Genomic DNA, 17,777 nt, shown 5'->3' with positions numbered 1-17,777 from the left:
ATAAAAATTGCTGCCGATTAGAATATCCAAACCATATAAAATAACCAGATGGCGAGTTTAGCAACGGGATTTAAAATTATCGTGAAGCGGAGTCTAAAACGGCTCCACACGTCGCCCCAAAAAAGAGTCTTTTGTATATCAATGCAGCGTAATGGCACCACATCGGTTGGGGATTTTCTTTCCGATCACGGATACCGCGTTGCGCGATGGGTGGACTCGAACTATTACAACTGGTCGTATCAGGTATCTGCAGGAAAAATAGAATTGGTTTTTAACTCGCGACCTTTTAATGCCTACAATGCTTTCGAAGACTCCCCCTGGTATCATCCAGGCGTCTATAAAAAGTTATACCGGCGATTCCCCGAAAGTAGGTTTATCTTGCTTCATCGGGATAGCCAAGCATGGTTTAACTCTATGCTTCGTCATTCGAACGGTAAAACACCCGGCAATACTTTTCGGCACTGCCAGATATATGACCGGCTGCCCGAATTTTACCGGCGGCTGCAAAAAGATCCCAACTTTCTGCCCACCCTCAACGAAACTGATAATCTAATGAGCCTGGAGGGTAAAAAGGATCACTACATAAATGTGTATGAGAAATACAACAAAAATGTTATTACCTTTTTTGATCAGCATGATACACAACGACTTTTTGTTGGTCGGCTTGAAGATCCCAATAAGTGGCAAAAAATGGGAAACTTTTTAGATCTGGATGTGTCCGCCGATTATCAAGTGCACTCTAATAAATCATAAGGAAACGTTATCAGCTTTCTGCTACCAAAATATTTTCGTAGATGAGCAACCATATTCCCGTAACACAACCTTTTTTACCTCCCCGTGAAGAATACGAGTCTCTACTGGCCGACATTTGGGATCGCAACTGGCTTACCAATAACGGTCCTTTGGTAAAACGGCTGGAAGAAGAACTTACTGACTATTTAGATGTAACTCATCTTAGCCTCGTCAGCAACGGCACGGTAGCTCTGCAGATTGCTATGAAAGCATTGGATTTAGAAGGAGAGATTATTACCACCCCCTTCTCCTATGTAGCAACCACAAGCAGCATTAAGTGGGAAAATTATACTCCCGTCTTTGCGGATATTCACCCCCAAACATTTAATCTCGATCCTGCTAAAATTGAGGATGCTGTAACCACCAAAACATCAGCCATTATTGCTACGCACGTCTATGGTAATCCCTGTGACATTGAGGGAATTCGGAAAGTTGCCAACAAATACAATCTCAAAATTATTTATGATGCCGCACATTGTTTTGGTACCAAGTACAACGGCCAACCGATATTTAATTATGGGGATATAAGTACTAGTAGTTTTCATGCTACCAAACTTTTCCATACCGTTGAAGGCGGCGCATTAGTTACCGATAATGCTGCACTGCATAATAAGATCAACTTAATGCGCAATTTTGGACACGATGGGCTTAATAATTTTACCGGGGTCGGTATTAATGGTAAAAACTCGGAGCTGCATGCCGCGATGGGAATTGTCAATCTGAAATATATAGATGAAGTTCTTGCCCGACGTAAAAAGCTGAGCCGGCTTTATGATGATTATTTGGAGAATGTTGAAGTACAAAAACAGGCTATTCAACCAAACAGCAGCTATAACTTCTGCTATTATCCGGTACTTTTTGACAGCGAACAACAAACAGAAACTGTGCTGACAAACTTAAAAGAACACAACATTCAAACCCGCCGTTACTTCTATCCCCTGCTTTCTAAACTTGACTATGTAACGACCAATAACTCCACCCCGGTTGCGGAAAAAGTTTCAAAACGTATTTTATGCCTGCCGCTTTATCACGAACTGACAGAAGAAGATATCTCCAGAATTTCTGAGATCATAAAAGAGGGATAGGCAATGGATTGTAAACGAATTTACATTCTGTACTCCGAGCGATCTGGCAGTAACCTGCTGCGCCTTTTGCTAGGTAATCATCCGGAGCTATCGGCACCCGTTAGCCCACAACTTTTTGACAGTTTTATACCTTTTGCAGATCGTTTTGGTGATCTCCGAAATAAAAAAAACAGTATCCGCCTGCTTTCGCTGATGAAGAAATATGCAAACCATCCATTTAGTGACTGGCAGCTTGACACTTCGGCCGAGGAAATGTATTCGCAATCAGCTCCCAAAAGTTTTGTCGAAGCAGTAGATACATTGTATAGTACTAAGGCCCTGCAGGATGGTAAATCCGGATATGTCTGCAAAGAACGGCATCTCTTTAATTATAGCGGGCTTATCACTACAAGTCTTTCTGCTATCAACTGGGTGTACTTGTATCGCGATCCGCGGGACGTAGTAAGCTCCTGGCTTAAAAATAAGATGTTGTTTTTTACTCCTTACGGAGCAGCCCATGCATGGAAGGAAGACCAACAAAAATGTCGATCTCTGCACCTTTCACATCATCTCCCCTATCACCGGTTAAGCTATGAAGAGCTCATTACCTTAACGAAACAAACAATGACAAATCTGCTGCAATATCTCAATTTAGATATTGATGAACGGTGTTTCCAGAATCAACAAAAACGCGAAGAGGCCGATCGTAATGTGCTTTGGAAAAACCTAGACAAGCCCATTGATTCATCCAACACCCAAAAATACCGAGATCGTCTATCCCAGAAACAGGTGGCTATTGTTGAGAGCATTTGTCAATCGCAGATGCAGCATCTCGGATATCCTCTTGAAACCAACGGGCAGTGGACTCCCGCTATTGGTGACAAAAATTATCAGTACTTTAACAAAGTCAAAGAGCTGGTAAAGCAAAAAACACTGGCAAATAATAAAACATCAGAACTTTTACGCGATCGCAAAAAATTGAAGCAGCAACTAATTAGTCGTTTATAATAATGAGTCTAGCTATTGTTCAGCCGTATCTTTTCCCCTATTTAGGATATTTCCAGCTTGTATCTGCGGTAGATACCTTCGTGTTCTATGATGATGTCCATTTTATCACCCGCGGGTGGATAAACAGAAATAAAGTACTGATTAATGGCAACGAAAAGTACTTTACCATCCCCTGTAGTGATGCTTCGCAAAATAAGCTGATCAACGAAGTGGATCATGCGCTGACAGACAAAAAACGAGGCAAACTGCTTAAAAAAATAAAGTTTTCTTACAGCAACGCTCCTTTTTTTGATGACGTTTTCCCCATTATCAAAAGCGTACTCCATACCAACAGCAACGCTATTGGCAATCTGGCTATGGCAAGCGTGAGACAAAGTTCGGAGTATCTGGAAATTGATACAAACTTTAAGGTAAGTTCTCAAAATTATGACAACCGTGAGTTGGGGCGGGCCGAACGGTTGATTGACATCTGCCATCAAGAAAAGGCAAAAACGTATATCAATCCCACCGGCGGTAAAGACTTGTATTCCAAATCTACTTTTGAGGATGAAGGAGTAGAATTGAAATTTATTGAGCCATCACTGCCCGAATACGAGCAGTTCGGTGATGATTTTGTAACCGGTTTGTCAATTATTGATGTGCTGATGTTTAACAATCCCGAAAAAATACGTAATGATTTTTTAACTGCATTTACGCTGGTCTGATATGAATAACATAGCCATATTTGGCGTCCCGCGGTCGGGCACTTCCTGGCTGGGGCAAATTTTTAACAGTTCTCCTAATGTAGCGTATCGCTATCAGCCTATTTTTTCCTATTCATTTGATGAGGAAATTTCTGCCGACAGTAGTTCTGAAGATATTAATACTTTCCACAACGCACTGCTTGCCACCGATGATGAGTTTGTCTGCCAATCCACTAACCTGAGCGGAAATCCGACACCTTCGTTTAAAAAAGAAAACATTACCCATCTTGTATGGAAAGAAGTGCGATATCTAAATATTATTCCAACTCTTCTCCAGCAATCCGACACAAAGATTATTGGAATTGTTCGTCATCCCTGCGGGGTCATCAACTCGTGGCAAAATGCACCCAAAGAATTTGATAAGCAATGGAATATCAAAGATGAGTGGCGCTACGCAAATAAGAAAAATTCTGACATTGAAGATTTCTATGGCTATGAGCGCTGGGTCAAAGCCACCAAGCTAATGCTGGATATGGCACAGCAATTCCCAAACCAATGCTGCATACAGTCCTATGAAAAATTAGTCGGTAATCCTATACAACAAAGTCGAAAGGTACTTGAGTTTGCGGGACTCTCTTTGAACGAACAAACCAAGTCATTTTTACAAAACAGTACAACCTCACCTTCTGATGATCCTTATGACGTGTATCGTAAAAATAAAACAGGCTTTGAATGGAAAAGTCAGCTTAATCCCGTTATCATAAATGAGATTGCCAACGACGACCGATTTATTGAAATAGAAAAGCATTTTGAATGGAATACCTTGGAACAGAAAAACCGGTAAATAATATTACCCCACAGGTATCTGTCTGTATAACTACCTATCAGCATAGTAACTACATTCGGCAGTGCATTGAAAGTGTACTAAATCAGGAGGCAACCTTCCCGTTTGAAATTATTATTGGTGAAGATGAGTCCACCGACGGCACTAGGGAAATATGCAAAGAACTGGCCAAAGCCCATCCCGGAAAAATCCGGCTTTTCCTACGATCCCGGGACAACGTCCGATTTATTAATGGAAATCCCACCGGTCGACATAATTTTCTGGAGACCTTAAAAGCAGCACGGGGGCAATATATTGCGTTTTGCGACGGCGACGACTACTGGACCAATCCCGAAAAACTACAGAAACAGTACAACTATATGGAGTCTTATCCTGATATGTCTCTGTCTCTCCACAATGCCGTTGAGGTCGATGAAAATGGAAACAGGCGCTTTGTTTTTCCGAATATAAAAAGTCAGTCAATAGTTAAACCGAAAACAATTATCGAAAAAGGAGGCGGCTATTGCGCAACAAACAGCGTACTTTTCCGCCGCAGCATACTCAACGATATGCCTCAGTGGTTTGTAGATGCCCATGTGGGCGATTACTCGCTATACCTGCTGGCTATTTGGCACGGAGAGATCGGAGCACTGCCTGACATCATGAGTTGTTATCGTAGTGGCCACGCTAACTCCTGGAGCGATTTACGCAATCGGGCCAAAACTATACACCAATACCTTGCTTCATTAAAATCAATGCTGTTTGCCTTCAATAAATATTCAGAGCAAAAATACGAGAAAAGTATTCACATAAGGATTGCGCTGGAAGAAATTTACTCAGCAGTAAAAATCATAATGAGCGGGAAGCTACACTATTTGAAAACTCTTTCTATCACTGACAAACAGTATATCTGGCCGGCAATAAAGAAAATCATTAGCAGAAAACTTGGGCTGTAGTTTCTGTACATCTGCGGCAATAGATTGATCAAAAATATTATTACATTCTCACACCTCTATAAACAAAATATTCTACCGATTTGGGCGTCATATTTCGACAAAGCATCCAAAATTCAATTATCAATTATGCAGGCATTGCCATTGGCTTTGTGGTTACCATTTGGATGTATCCCAACATTTTATCCCCGGAAGAGTATGGGCTTACGCGTGTCCTCATTTCCCTTGCCATGGTATCGTCACAGCTTGCCAGCCTGGGGATGAAAAATACCGTCATCCGGTTTTTCCCCTTTTTCCGAGACAAGGAAAATAATCACAATGGTTTTCTCTTCCTTTCGATGGCTGTACCCTTTTTGGGGGTTATTTTACTCGCTGGTATCTTGGCAATATTCCGTCCCGGCATAACGCAGTATTTTATTGAACGATCGGAACTGCTGGTCGGCTACTACTGGTTTATCCTTCCGCTGGCATTTTCCATGCTCTACTTCCACGTTACCACCAGCTTTGTGCAGGCACTCTACGATACGGTGATGTCATCCTTCCTGATGAATGTGGCCGTTCGACTCCTTACGATGTTGCTTTTGGTCATTCATTTTATGGGATGGATCAGCTTTGAGCAGTTCATGGTCGGTTTTGTGATGAATTACGCGATCATACTGCTGGCACTAATCATCTACATGTACAGCATCGCAGATCTCTCACTCACTCCTCATATTGATTTTCTGGACCGCTCGCTGCTCAAGCGAATGGTCAAATATAGTCTGTTTGCCTTTTTCGGGGGCATAGCATCCATTATTGTTTCCAATATTGATATCATCATGCTCAGCTCCCTGGCCGGACTTGATGATACCGGTATCTACTCCATTGCTTTTTATATAGGCTCAGCTATCACAATCATGCGGCAGTCTATTTATAAAATATCATCGCCCATCATTGCCGATGCCTATGAAGAACAGAATTTTGATTTAATTGAACAGATCTATCACCGCTCGTCAATGAATCAGCTTATTGCAGCAGGACTTCTTTTCGCTGGAGTCATTGCCAATCTCGAAAATCTGATGGCCGTTCTCCCGCCAGAGTATTCCGGCGGCGCACTGGTTATCATCATTATTGGCACAGCCAACATTTTTGATATGGCCACCGGCGTAAACGGTGCTATTATTTTAAACTCCGATCATTACCGTTTTGATCTGTATTCAAGCCTCATCCTCATTGCCATTACCATCATCCTCAACTACATCCTGATACCCATTTACGGTATCGTAGGCGCAGCCATTGGAACAGCCTCTGCAGTACTGCTCTACAACATGCTCAAAGTACTTTTTGTGTGGATTTACTTTTCTATGCAGCCCTTCGAATGGCGAATGCTTTATATTCTGGGCGGCGGTGCAATAACGCTGCTTATCGTTTTTCAAATTCCGGTAATGGGTGGCGTGTATCTGGATATTTTAATTCGCTCAATTATTGTTACCCTGCTCTATGGGGTTCCGCTCTGGATGCTCGACATTTCTGATGAACTCAATCAACTGGTTGACACCACACTCAACGAAATCAACAAACGTATTTTCTAATAAGAAAGGACCTACTTTATGAAAGCAATACAGGTTATACAAGAATCATCCGGATCAGCTCTTAAAATCGGAGAAGTTCCTACTCCCGAACCTGATGAAAATGAACTGCTAGTTAAGATTAGGTCTACTGCCATAAACCGTGCAGACCTGCTCCAGCGAACCGGAAACTACGATCCACCCGAAGGAGCCAGTAACATCCTGGGATTAGAGATATCCGGCGTGGTAGAAAAAGTGGGATCGGAAGTCACTGAATGGGAAAACGGTGATCGTATTTTCGGATTGCTACCCGGTGGCGGATATGCCGAGTATTGCACCATCCACGAAGACATGGCAATGGGCCTGCCGGATAATTTATCCTTTGAAGAAGCAGCTGCTATTCCCGAAACCTTCTTGACCGCCTTTCAGACACTGGACTGGCTGGCAGAGCTCCAAGAGCAGGAAACGGTGCTCATTCATGCCGCGGGAAGTGGTGTTGGGACTTCCGCCATTCAACTGGCCTATTCCTTATATGAAGCAAGAATCATCGCAACCGCCGGCAAACAGCACAAACTCGATACGGCCAAAGAACTTGGTGCCAACTTCGCCTACAATTATAAAGAGCAAAATTATGCTGAAGAGATTATCAGCGACATCGGGGCGGATTCGGTAAATGTAGTTATTGATTTTATCGGCAAGCCCTACTGGCATAAAAATATGGAGGTACTGGCCATGGATGGACGCCTGGTTTATTTATCGTTTCTAGGTGGACACAAAGTGGAAAACATCAGCCTTATTCCCATTCTTCGCAAGCGATTGTCTATCATGGGATCAACGCTGCGAAATCGAACTGAAGAATATAAAATTGATCTAACCAAAGACTTTGCCTCCAAAACACTTTCGCTTTTTAAAGATGGGAAACTAAAACCAGTAATCGATTCTGTCTTTGATTGGTCAGAAACCGAAACTGCCCACCAACGTATGAAGAACAATAAAAACACTGGCAAAATCGTATTGACGGATATGTGAGTCGTGGTTTTAAGCAAGATTTCCATTCCGGGGCTACCCTTACGAAATTGAGTGAGAATTTCTACAGGCAGACTATTATCTTTGGAGCAAATTATTCTTAAAACCGAATCGATTTATATCCATGGCGCAACCGACCTTTAGCACACATGTGGGGATGGTAGATATCCTGCCCGACGAAGTAAGAAAATGGCACAAGCTGGAACAGATTATCCATCAGGAGGCCAAAAAATTTCACTTCGAAGAAATTCGCACCCCTATTATGGAACAAACCGAGCTCATTGCCCGCGGGGTGGGTGAAGGCACAGATATTGTATCTAAAGAGATGTTTGCCTTTGAACGCGGTGAGGATCAATATGTGCTGCGTCCCGAGTGTACCGCGCCGGTAGCACGCGCTTTTGTAGAACATCATCTGGAGCAGCGGGGCGGCACACAAAATCTGTACTACATTGGACCAATGTTTCGTGCCGAAAAACCTCAGAAAGGCCGCCAGCGACAGTTCCACCAGTTCGGGGCCGAGATTATTGGCGCTGACGATCCTGCTGCTGATGTAGATATTATTGCTTTCATGATGGCCATTTATGATCGCGTGGGCATCAGCAATACAACGTTGAAGATTAATTCTGTGGGAGAACCCGAAAGTCGTAAAGAATATATTGAAGCACTAAAAGATTATTTCCGTCCACATCTTGATAAGCTAAGCAGTATTTCTCAGAAACGCTTTGAAAACAATCCACTGCGTATTCTGGATTCTAAAGAAGAGGAAGATCAGTCTTTTATTGAAGACGCACCGGTCATCACAGATTTCTTAACCGAGGAGACAGCTGAACATTATCAGCGGGTAAAAGAGCTGCTCACTGAACTAGACATTTCTTTCGAAGAAGATCCGCACCTGGTACGCGGGCTAGATTATTACACACGTACTGCATTTGAGCTCATCAGTCCCGATTTAGGTTCCCAGGATGCACTTGGCGGCGGTGGACGCTATGACCTGCTCATCGAAGAAATTGGTGGTCAACATACACCTGCTGTCGGCTTTGCAGCCGGTATGGAACGATTGTTTATTGCTTGCCAAGAGCTCGACATCAATCTGGTGGAAGAAGAAATGCTGGATGTCTATATCGTTACGCTCGGTGAAGAAGCACGAAAATGGGGACTGGAACATTTACCCAAGCTTCGGGCTGCGGGACTTTCGGCCTCCATGGATTACATCGGTCGATCTATCAAATCACAAATGAAAGATGCTGACCGCGAAAATGCCCGTCATGTTATTATTGTGGGTGGCAACGAACTAGCTGAAGGTAAATTCACGCTTCGGAATATGAAAGCAAGTGAAGAAGACAGTTATACCTTCGATAAAATTCTGGATAAGTTGACCACAGATATAAACTGATTTTAAAAATTGGCGTTATCTATTTTAATCTGTACAAATCTGTGGTATAAAAACCATGCATAAAAGATATTACCTCATAGGCCTTGCGGGGCTCATGATTCTTATTGTGGGCTACCATTTTTACGCCGCTTCCCAAGCCGAACAGCAACTCGACGAGGCTATACAAAAGCAGGCTCAACAACATGGGAATATCTCTGCTCAGTATTCCTCAATCGATGTCACCCCCTTTGCAGCCGATATTACTGTTAACGATTGGACGGTCATCTTCAATAATCACATACAGCGAGCTAACCGCTTATCGTTTGATATCAGTTATCTTGACGTATTAAATATTTATTTTGGCGGGTTAAAATACGGACTCAAAAACCTTACCGAACTCAACCTCTCGGCTATACGTCCCTCCTATACTATATCATCCGGCATACAGGAAGTGAAATCAGATACATTAACCCTCAGCTATCAAGGAAATGCTCTGGACCTTATACAACAACTGACTGACAGTACAAACCGCTCTACAAATCATAATATCAAAGCCACATTTTCCGGATTTACAACTGTGCTGCCGGGTAACAGTCGTTCATCAATTAAAGCTCGTCACATGCAATATCAAGCAAGCATTCCACCGGATCGCCCATTGTCACTTTTCAATATCGCCCATCAGATTTCGGCACAAAATATTGTATGGTCCCCTACCTCCTCACAACAGCAAAAATACAGCTTTATCATTAAAGGACTGGGATATCCCACTGATACTATACCTTTTAAATCATTTAATATCAGTACTTCACCTACAAAAAAGTCCCGGTTGAAAGCCATTAATTGGATCCTCCAATCAGAACTTGCACTCATCTCAAGCTCGGGATTTCTACAAACTTACCGACCAATTGGTAATTCAGCATTTCAGGATACTAGAATTACTATTACTGATCTTTCACCGTCGTTCCAAAAAACATTGGAAAATATTGAAACCCTTTTTTCTTTTTCTCTTCCAAAGACGAAAAAGGGTATCCAAATACCTCTCCAAGGTACCATTGCTGACCCATCGATTTCATTGGATAATTAAGACGTATTACATCTTGCCTTAGGAAAATTTAATAAGCAATAAAAAAGGGCAGCTGTATCATACAGCTGCCCTAGAGTGAAACAACTAATGATTATTGCACTTCATTACCTTCAGGTACATCTAATGGTTCTTGGGTATCAGCACCGAAAGATGGCTGAAGACTAAGCACAAAGTATCCCAAACACCCACTCACTAGAGATCCTAACAGGATACCAATCTTAGCAAACTCCAGATGTTCGAAATCTGTAAACGAAAGATTGCCGATAAATAATGACATCGTAAAGCCTATTCCGGCAAGCAGAGCAACACCATAAACCACTTTCCAGGTTTCCTTATTATCAGCTAAATCAGTAAGTCCCAACTTGGTGAGAATCCAAGTAAATCCAAATATTCCTATCTGCTTACCCACAAACAGTCCAATAGCAACACCCCATGTCAAGGTAGAAACTAAAGCGTGTCCCATCACCTCAGGATCAAAGACAACCCCCGCGTTAGCAAAGGCGAAGATTGGCATAATCAGAAAATAGACCGAAAAATGTAATTTATGCTCTAAGCGATGCAGTGGAGATTCTGCATGATTCACCGTCTCTTCCATATGATTTAGGGCCTGCTCCTTAGTAACAGGCATATCTTCGTCTTCAGCCTGTTTAAACAAGTCAAAACCTTCTTGGGCATATTCTTTCAACCGCTCCAGGCTCCATCCTCGGCTAGCCGGCATTACAAATCCCAACATTACACCAGCAATTGTTGCGTGGACACCTGATTTAAGAACGGCCCACCACATGATAAATCCAATTATCATATACGGAGAAATTTTGTTGACTCCTCGATAGTTAAATAATAGCAATACGAGCAGGCATACCGCTGCAATTCCCAATGCCACCATACTAATTGATTCAGTATAAAAGAAGGCAATTATCAACACTGCAATAAGATCATCCACAACAGCGATAGCTGTCACAAATACTTTAGCCCACACCGGCACTCGTGTTCCTAGCAGTGCTACAACCCCAATGACGAAAGCAATATCGGTAGCCATTGGAATTGCCCAACCTCCCATATTTGCTGTCCCGGCATTAAATCCCCAGTAAATTAAAGCAGGTATCATAGCACCACCGACCGCTGCAACAGCGGGCAATAAAGCTGATTGCACAGTAGAAAGTTCCCCATACTTTAGCTCTCGCTTAATCTCCAATCCAACCAGCAAGAAAAATATGGCCATAAGACCGTCATTGATCCAGTGGTGAACAGTTTCATTAATAGTTAAATCACCAACACCCAGCTGGATATGCATCTCCATAAGATGGTGATACATTTCGTAAAGCGGACTATTAGCAACAACCAGGGCAAGAATGGTTGCAAACAACAACATCATTCCAGCTGCTGAATCTTTTTTGAAAAAATGTTTTATTTTATCAGATATACTAGTTGACACAATCTCAGACTTTTAGTTATTGCAAAAAGTTTATTCGAAATTCGAAATAAGGCTCATTAATATACATTTCTAATTTGTTTTTTCATTGCTTTATCTGTTTCAAAATGTTTAAAAATTATAAATAAAGGCAGTGTTGACAATTATAGCAATAATATTTGTTCGAATAATCCCGTCATGAATTTATCCTTTTTCAATTCTTGTAGTTATCTTCCATTTTGTGACAAAAGGAATTATATTAAGTGATTTTGAATGCAAATCATTCCCTTTTATTATCAGATGATCTATTCAATAGATCTATAAATAAACATTTATAAATTACGGATATTCGGAATGGTTAAGGAATAATCTTTGGTTATTATTTCATCTTTAATCATTTTAGAACCGGAAATTTTTACGTAAAAGTAACGTTTTAATTTTTTAGTTTTATGAGCGCTAATTTACTTATCGGAATAACGAGCATTCTCGTCTTTGGTATCGGGGCACAATGGTTGGCCTGGAAAACTAAACTACCGGCTATACTGCTTTTATTGATTTCAGGCATTTTGGCAGGGCCCGTTTTTAACCTGCTGGATCCTGATCTGCTCATGGGCGATCTGCTAACACCCTTTATCTCAGTTTCTGTAGCTATTATTCTTTTTGAGGGAGGCTTAAGTCTTCGATTCTCGGAATTGAAAGATGTTGGAAGTGTCATCGGAAAACTCGTCACTGTCGGTGTCGTCATCACTTGGGTTATCTCTGGCTTTGCAGCTTATTATATTTTTGATTTTGGAATGGAACTGTCCATTCTGCTGGGAGCCATACTTGTGGTTACCGGCCCTACGGTTATTATTCCATTACTGCGACAGGTTCGTCCCTCAGGACAAGTGGGGTCCATCCTAAAATGGGAAGGAATCGTAATTGACCCTATTGGCGCTATGTTAGCGGTACTTGTATTTGAAGTGATTTTGAGTACTAGTTTTTCGGCGGCTACCAGCGTAGCTATCATGAGTATCGTTAAAACTATTTTCTTTGGTACCATTGTTGGTCTTGCCGGTGCCGCATTAATTTACTTTTTACTAAAACGACACCTACTGCCCGACTATCTGCAAAACCCGGTTAATTTAATGGTGGTGGTGGCCGTTTTTACCATATCGCACATGCTGCAACACGAATCCGGCTTGTGGGCTACTACACTTATGGGGATTGCGCTCGCTAACCAAAAAACAGCACGCATTAATCATATTGTTGAATTTAAAGAAAACCTGCGTGTACTACTGCTTTCTGCCCTCTTTATATTGCTCGCTGCCCGAGTAGAACTCAGTAACCTGCTAGCCAGCTTAAACTGGGGAATAGTACTTTTTCTGGTGATTCTCATTGTTATTGCACGCCCGCTTTCAGTCTATATCTCAACCTTATTTTCTGAAGTTAACTGGCGCGAAAAATTATTCCTTTCCTGGATGGCTCCCCGCGGTGTAGTTGCTGCTTCAATTTCTTCTATTTTTGCTATCCAACTGGCAGCAAACGGCTTTGAAAAAGCCAACCAGTTAGTACCCATTGTTTTCATTGTCATCATCAGTACGGTAATTATATACGGTATCCCGGCAGCATGGGTGGCCCGAAAGCTGGGCGTAGCCAAACCAGTACCCAATGGGGTTCTTATACTGGGTGCACATAAGTGGTCTTTAAAAATTGCAGAAACAATTAAGAATGAAGGATTCAAAGTTCTCGTTGCCGACTCAAACTGGAAAAATACAGCTAAAGCTAAATCAAGAGGGCTAGAAACCTATCAAGGCAACATTCTTTCTGAACTTGCCCTCGAAGAACTCGATCTGGATGGTGTAGGACGGATGCTTTCGTTAACCCCCAATGATGAGGTTAACTCACTGGCCGCACTGCGGTTTGGTGAAATTTTTGGCCGTTCTCATGTTTTTCAGCTAGCACCCAACACACAAGGCCATTCTGACAATAAAGACGTAACCAGTCATCTAAGTGGAAGACTGCTATTTCATGACGCCCTGAATTTTGAACGAATTTCAAAAATTATCTCCCAAAAAGGAAGTATATCCGTTCAAAAAATTACCGATGAATTATCATTTGAGGAATTTAAAGAACAAAATGATAATTTTATTATTCCCTTATTCGTTATTGCATCGAACCACGTTATTAAACCATTTACTGTAGATAACCCACCGGGGACTACATCTGGAGATAAAGTATTTTATGTTTCTATTGAGGAAGAGATGCAACAAGAATTACAAACAGCAGATGCTACAACTCTAAACTGATGTAAAATAAGGATCGCATGAAAAATGTACTGCTTCTCATCTTGATTGGCAGTTTAGCCACTGGCTGCTCCAGTACTTCAAATGTATCTGATAATGTTGAAAGACAGGCAAAATCTAAATATTACACCAGTGCGTTCCCATCTCAAGGTACCTCGCAGTATCTTAAAAGAGCTGAAAGGTCAATTTTACGCATACTATCCACCGCCCATTACCAAAATTATTATTTCAAGAATCCTCGCATTACACTGAATGATATAAAGACGAATGATTTGTCAAAAATTGCTGATAGTCAGGTATCCACTGAAAACAGTTCGGCCGGCACTGCTATTGTATTGCAACAAAATAAAGACCGTTCATTACTAATCACGTGCTCCCACGTGGTCACCTCACCTGATACTACCATCAATTATTTCAAAGGTGACAATATCATAACCAACAAGTACATCAAATCAATCAAAATTAAGCAACAACAAAGTGATATAGGTTTCGATGGTCAAAAAGTAAACCAATTCAATATCATTGCGTCAGATCGTTTTGTGGACCTAGCAATGTTAACAATTCAAAGTGAGAAAGCTGAGTTTTCGAAAGCTTCTTTGCCTTTCGATATAGGGAATTCCAGAAATTTACAAGCAGGATCATTTCTTTATATTCTTGGTTTTCCCAAAGGGTACCCAATGGTTACGCGGGGTATTGTTAGCAAATTTACTGATACTGAAAGCCACCTTCTTACCAGCGATGCCATTTTTAACCCAGGCATAAGCGGTGGATTAGTATTAGCAAGTAAAGACAACTACAAAACGCTTGACTGGGTGGGTATGGCACGTTCTGCTTCTGTCTCCACAGAACGAATATTGGTTCCGCGTCCCGATTCTTCGAAATCTGATACTGCCATTAAACCATATACTGGCACTCCCTACATTGTTCCTAAAAAACGAATTTCGTATGGTATCACTCAGGTAGTACCCAGTTATTTTATCGCTGAGTTTATTAATGACCACCAAAAAGAAATTACTAAACAAGGTTTTAGCTATTCTGTTGATGTTGGATTATAACCTCTGCAAGAACGCTTATCTTTTATCTCATTTCATATCGAAAAAAGTATCACAATCTCGAGTGTTTGGTAAGATTTAAATATCTTCACATCTATTGATATCGAAACTCAACAATTAAAATTTTAAAATCGATTTTTAATGCACGTTCTTAAATTCGGCGGCACTTCGATGGGCGACGAAGATAGCTGGAGGCGGATTATTGATATTATTAATCGCTATGAAAAACCTGTTATTGTTGTTTCAGCTACAGCACGTACAACCCGAAAACTGGTAGCAGCCGCAGAAAAAGCGTTACATAATCTCCAAGAATCTCATGAAATAGCTGACAATATTAAGCAGCGTCATAAACAACTAATAACAAACTTTTTTACTGAGTTCTCAAATAAGCAACCAACGTCCGATAAATGTATCAACTGGATTGATAATCGGATTGATGAACTTAAAGACTATCTGACCGAAGTACATAATACCCAAGAACTTACAGCCGGCTCCAAAGATGCTATTTCGTCTATCGGAGAGCGTCTCTCTTCGTATCTGTTTGCCAAATGTGCTACAGCCAGTGGACGTCCTGCCAGTTGGATTGACGCTGCTGATATTATCCGTACAGATTCTAATTTTGGGGAGGCCAACCCCGACATGGATTTTATTCATCAACACAACAATCGGTTGATTGATATCTTGGAAGAAGGCAACATTCCCATACTCGGCGGTTATTATGGTCAGGATGAAAGCGGCCGTACCACTACCCTCGGATTTGAAGGCTCGGACTATACTGCCAGTCTCATTGGTGCAGCCCTTTCGGCAGAGGCTATTGAGATTTGGACTGATGTAAGCGGTATTTTTACCTGTGATCCTCGGCTCGTGTCGCAAGCTAAATCTATACCACAACTCAATTTTCGGGAAGCAACCGAACTAGCATATTTTGGCGCTAAAGTTCTGCATCCTTCAACTACAAAACCAGCCTCATTGAATGATATTCCTATCCGCGTAAAAAATATTTTTGCTCCCGAAGATGCAGGAACCGTTATTTCAGGTGACAACCAAACAGATAACGGCGTAAAAGCCATGACATCAAAACAAGACTGCAGTATACTTACTATTACTTCTTCTCAGACCGTAATGGGATATGAGTTTTTAGCCGGCGTTTTTGATATCCTTCGGTGGCACCACCTGCCGGTGGATGTCGTAACCACAACCGAAGCATCGGTATCCATAACAATCGGCAATGGACATAATCTGGATGAAGCTGCTGAGCAGCTCAGAACCTTTGGTACGGTCGATATCATCAATAAACAGGGAATTATCAGCCTTGTTGGTTGTCCACAGAAAGACATGCAATCTTTGATAGATAACGTACTATCCAGTCTAGACACCGACGCTGTAAATCTGGTATCCTACAGCAAGTCGAAAGGAAATCTTAATATTGTAACGGATGAGCATCTAATAGAATCATCCGTAAAAACAATTCACAAGCGACTTTTTGACTAAGCTAGGATGAGGATTCCATAGATGAAGCATCTTCAGCATCCTCCATGTCTTCTGGGACAATGCCCAAACGTTTTGCGCGTTCCATCCACTTTTTACGAGCCATCTTCTGCATATCTTCGATAGTATCCACCTCGTCAATAATTTCCATACCCAGCAGCGTCTCTACCAAGTCCTCCATGGTCACAACGCCGGCAAATCCACCATACTCATCAACCACGATAGCAATATGCTCTTGCTTGCTCATCAATCGCTCAAAGAGATCCTGCAATGGCATAATTTCGGGAACAATAAGAATATCACGCTTAAGCTCCTTTAGCTTTCGGTCGGTCTCTCCGCGGGCCATCATCAAAAGTAGATCATGCTTAAGTACATAACCGGCAATCTCATCGCGGCCTTCCCCATAAACAGGCAATCGTGAAAAGTGAAGTTGCTCAACTTTGTCGCTTACTTCTCCAACTGTCAAACCTGTATCAAAGCCTACCACCACCGTTCGGGGGGTCATAATATCCTTGACACGCAAGGAGTTAAAACGAATTAGATTTTTAAAGATACGCGATTCTTCCTCTTCAAAGACCCCTTCCTCAACCCCGAGATCAGCCAGTGCACTAAATTCTTCGCGGCTAAAGCTGGGGATATTATCTTCGTTCGATAGCCAACGTGTAATGGCCTGTGACATCACAACCAGTGGATACAGCAAGAACATCAATGCACGCATTGTTCGTGCCGCAACAGGTGCCAGCTCCCGCCAATAGGTAGCACCAATAGTTTTGGGAATTATTTCGGAAAGTACCAAAATAAGAAAGGTAAGTACTGCAGATGTAATGGCAACATAGGCATCACCGAATACAATTTGGGCCTGCGCACCCACACCGGCCGCACCTACAGTATGAGCAATCGTATTGAGACTTAGAATAGCCGAAAGCGGTCGATCAATATCTTCCTTGTAACGGCGTAACAGCTTACCGCTCCTTTCGCCTTTACGCTCCATTATCGCTATATAAGAACGGCTTACAGACAACAAGACCGCTTCCAGTATGGAACACAGAAAAGAAACACCGATGGCAAGCGATAAATAAAATATCAGTAAATACATAGGCGGAAAATAGCAGAAATGTGGCTCATTTGAAAAACTACTCTTGGTATTAATATTAATTCATCATTTAGCTCCATCGCTTTGTTGCTTATA

General features: G+C 41.8%; 15 protein-coding genes. 13 read left to right on the top strand and 2 right to left on the bottom strand.

Features of this window, described 5'->3' with window-relative positions:
- Positions 1–48 precede the first annotated feature (48 nt).
- The 10 genes from LX73_RS12535 (at position 49) to LX73_RS12490 (ending at position 10,352) form a co-directional block, all read left to right on the top strand.
- The gene (locus tag LX73_RS12535) at positions 49–753 is read left to right on the top strand and encodes a sulfotransferase (protein ID WP_148899867.1); all 705 of its coding nucleotides are present in this window, start codon (positions 49–51) and stop codon (positions 751–753) included.
- A gap of 41 nt (positions 754–794) precedes the next feature.
- Positions 795–1,877 (top strand): DegT/DnrJ/EryC1/StrS family aminotransferase, encoded by a 1,083-nt coding sequence (locus LX73_RS12530; protein WP_148899866.1) that lies wholly within the window; start codon positions 795–797, stop codon positions 1,875–1,877.
- Positions 1,878–1,880: 3 nt separating this feature from the next.
- Complete coding sequence (locus LX73_RS12525) at positions 1,881–2,864, top strand: sulfotransferase (RefSeq protein ID WP_148899865.1); 984 nt, start codon at positions 1,881–1,883, stop codon at positions 2,862–2,864.
- A gap of 2 nt (positions 2,865–2,866) precedes the next feature.
- A complete protein-coding gene (locus LX73_RS12520; RefSeq protein ID WP_148899864.1) occupies positions 2,867–3,568 on the top strand; it encodes a WbqC family protein in 702 nt (233 codons plus the stop codon).
- A 1-nt stretch (position 3,569) separates the two neighbouring features.
- On the top strand, positions 3,570–4,391 hold the full coding sequence (locus tag LX73_RS12515; RefSeq protein WP_148899863.1) for a sulfotransferase family protein: 822 nt from the start codon (positions 3,570–3,572) through the stop codon (positions 4,389–4,391).
- The gene (locus LX73_RS12510) at positions 4,361–5,326 is read left to right on the top strand and encodes a glycosyltransferase (protein ID WP_148899862.1); all 966 of its coding nucleotides are present in this window, start codon (positions 4,361–4,363) and stop codon (positions 5,324–5,326) included. Before LX73_RS12515 ends, LX73_RS12510 begins: the two co-directional genes overlap by 31 nt.
- Before the next feature lie 80 nt (positions 5,327–5,406).
- Positions 5,407–6,894, top strand: coding sequence for a lipopolysaccharide biosynthesis protein (locus tag LX73_RS12505; RefSeq protein ID WP_148899861.1), 1,488 nt, complete (start codon positions 5,407–5,409; stop codon positions 6,892–6,894).
- An 18-nt stretch (positions 6,895–6,912) separates the two neighbouring features.
- Entirely contained in the window at positions 6,913–7,899 is a 987-nt protein-coding gene (locus LX73_RS12500; RefSeq protein WP_148899860.1) for an NAD(P)H-quinone oxidoreductase, read from the top strand.
- 121 nt (positions 7,900–8,020) lie between these two features.
- Entirely contained in the window at positions 8,021–9,289 is a 1,269-nt protein-coding gene (gene hisS / locus LX73_RS12495; protein WP_148899859.1) for a histidine--tRNA ligase, read from the top strand.
- A 55-nt stretch (positions 9,290–9,344) separates the two neighbouring features.
- A complete protein-coding gene (locus LX73_RS12490; protein WP_148899858.1) occupies positions 9,345–10,352 on the top strand; it encodes a DUF945 domain-containing protein in 1,008 nt (335 codons plus the stop codon).
- 91 nt (positions 10,353–10,443) lie between these two features.
- On the opposite strand, the gene nhaA is transcribed toward LX73_RS12490, so the two are convergent.
- The gene (nhaA, locus tag LX73_RS12485) at positions 10,444–11,787 is read right to left on the bottom strand and encodes a Na+/H+ antiporter NhaA (RefSeq protein WP_148899857.1); all 1,344 of its coding nucleotides are present in this window, start codon (positions 11,785–11,787) and stop codon (positions 10,444–10,446) included.
- A 425-nt stretch (positions 11,788–12,212) separates the two neighbouring features.
- Between nhaA and LX73_RS12480 the strand changes: the two genes are divergently transcribed.
- The 3 genes from LX73_RS12480 to LX73_RS12470 all read left to right on the top strand — a co-directional run bounded on the left by LX73_RS12480 (position 12,213) and on the right by LX73_RS12470 (position 16,591).
- On the top strand, positions 12,213–14,051 hold the full coding sequence (locus LX73_RS12480; RefSeq protein ID WP_148899856.1) for a cation:proton antiporter: 1,839 nt from the start codon (positions 12,213–12,215) through the stop codon (positions 14,049–14,051).
- A 17-nt stretch (positions 14,052–14,068) separates the two neighbouring features.
- Positions 14,069–15,103, top strand: coding sequence for a S1 family peptidase (locus tag LX73_RS12475; RefSeq protein WP_148899855.1), 1,035 nt, complete (start codon positions 14,069–14,071; stop codon positions 15,101–15,103).
- Positions 15,104–15,241: 138 nt separating this feature from the next.
- Entirely contained in the window at positions 15,242–16,591 is a 1,350-nt protein-coding gene (locus tag LX73_RS12470; protein ID WP_148899854.1) for an aspartate kinase, read from the top strand.
- Between the two features lies 1 nt (position 16,592).
- Here LX73_RS12470 and LX73_RS12465 read toward each other — a convergent pair whose 3' ends face one another.
- Entirely contained in the window at positions 16,593–17,684 is a 1,092-nt protein-coding gene (locus tag LX73_RS12465; RefSeq protein WP_148899853.1) for a hemolysin family protein, read from the bottom strand.
- Positions 17,685–17,777 lie beyond the last annotated feature (93 nt).

The organism is Fodinibius salinus (assembly GCF_008124865.1).
Lineage (GTDB): Bacteria > Bacteroidota > Rhodothermia > Balneolales > Balneolaceae > Fodinibius > Fodinibius salinus.
The sequence above is the reverse complement of the archived record's forward strand: the minus strand, read 5'-3'. Positions and strand labels throughout refer to the sequence as shown.

Bases quoted from the DNA above. Each gene is read 5' to 3' on its own strand.
- LX73_RS12475 (WP_148899855.1), top strand. From the start codon at position 14,069: ATGAAAAATGTACTGCTTCTCATCTTGATTGGCAGTTTAGCCACTGGC.
- hisS (WP_148899859.1), top strand. From the start codon at position 8,021: ATGGCGCAACCGACCTTTAGCACACATGTGGGGATGGTAGATATCCTG.
- LX73_RS12515 (WP_148899863.1), top strand. From the start codon at position 3,570: ATGAATAACATAGCCATATTTGGCGTCCCGCGGTCGGGCACTTCCTGG.
- LX73_RS12480 (WP_148899856.1), top strand. From the start codon at position 12,213: ATGAGCGCTAATTTACTTATCGGAATAACGAGCATTCTCGTCTTTGGT.
- LX73_RS12520 (WP_148899864.1), top strand. From the start codon at position 2,867: ATGAGTCTAGCTATTGTTCAGCCGTATCTTTTCCCCTATTTAGGATAT.
- LX73_RS12490 (WP_148899858.1), top strand. From the start codon at position 9,345: ATGCATAAAAGATATTACCTCATAGGCCTTGCGGGGCTCATGATTCTT.
- LX73_RS12525 (WP_148899865.1), top strand. From the start codon at position 1,881: ATGGATTGTAAACGAATTTACATTCTGTACTCCGAGCGATCTGGCAGT.
- LX73_RS12470 (WP_148899854.1), top strand. From the start codon at position 15,242: ATGCACGTTCTTAAATTCGGCGGCACTTCGATGGGCGACGAAGATAGC.
- LX73_RS12465 (WP_148899853.1), bottom strand. From the start codon at position 17,684: ATGTATTTACTGATATTTTATTTATCGCTTGCCATCGGTGTTTCTTTT.
- LX73_RS12510 (WP_148899862.1), top strand. From the start codon at position 4,361: ATGGAATACCTTGGAACAGAAAAACCGGTAAATAATATTACCCCACAG.
- LX73_RS12535 (WP_148899867.1), top strand. From the start codon at position 49: ATGGCGAGTTTAGCAACGGGATTTAAAATTATCGTGAAGCGGAGTCTA.
- LX73_RS12500 (WP_148899860.1), top strand. From the start codon at position 6,913: ATGAAAGCAATACAGGTTATACAAGAATCATCCGGATCAGCTCTTAAA.
- LX73_RS12530 (WP_148899866.1), top strand. From the start codon at position 795: ATGAGCAACCATATTCCCGTAACACAACCTTTTTTACCTCCCCGTGAA.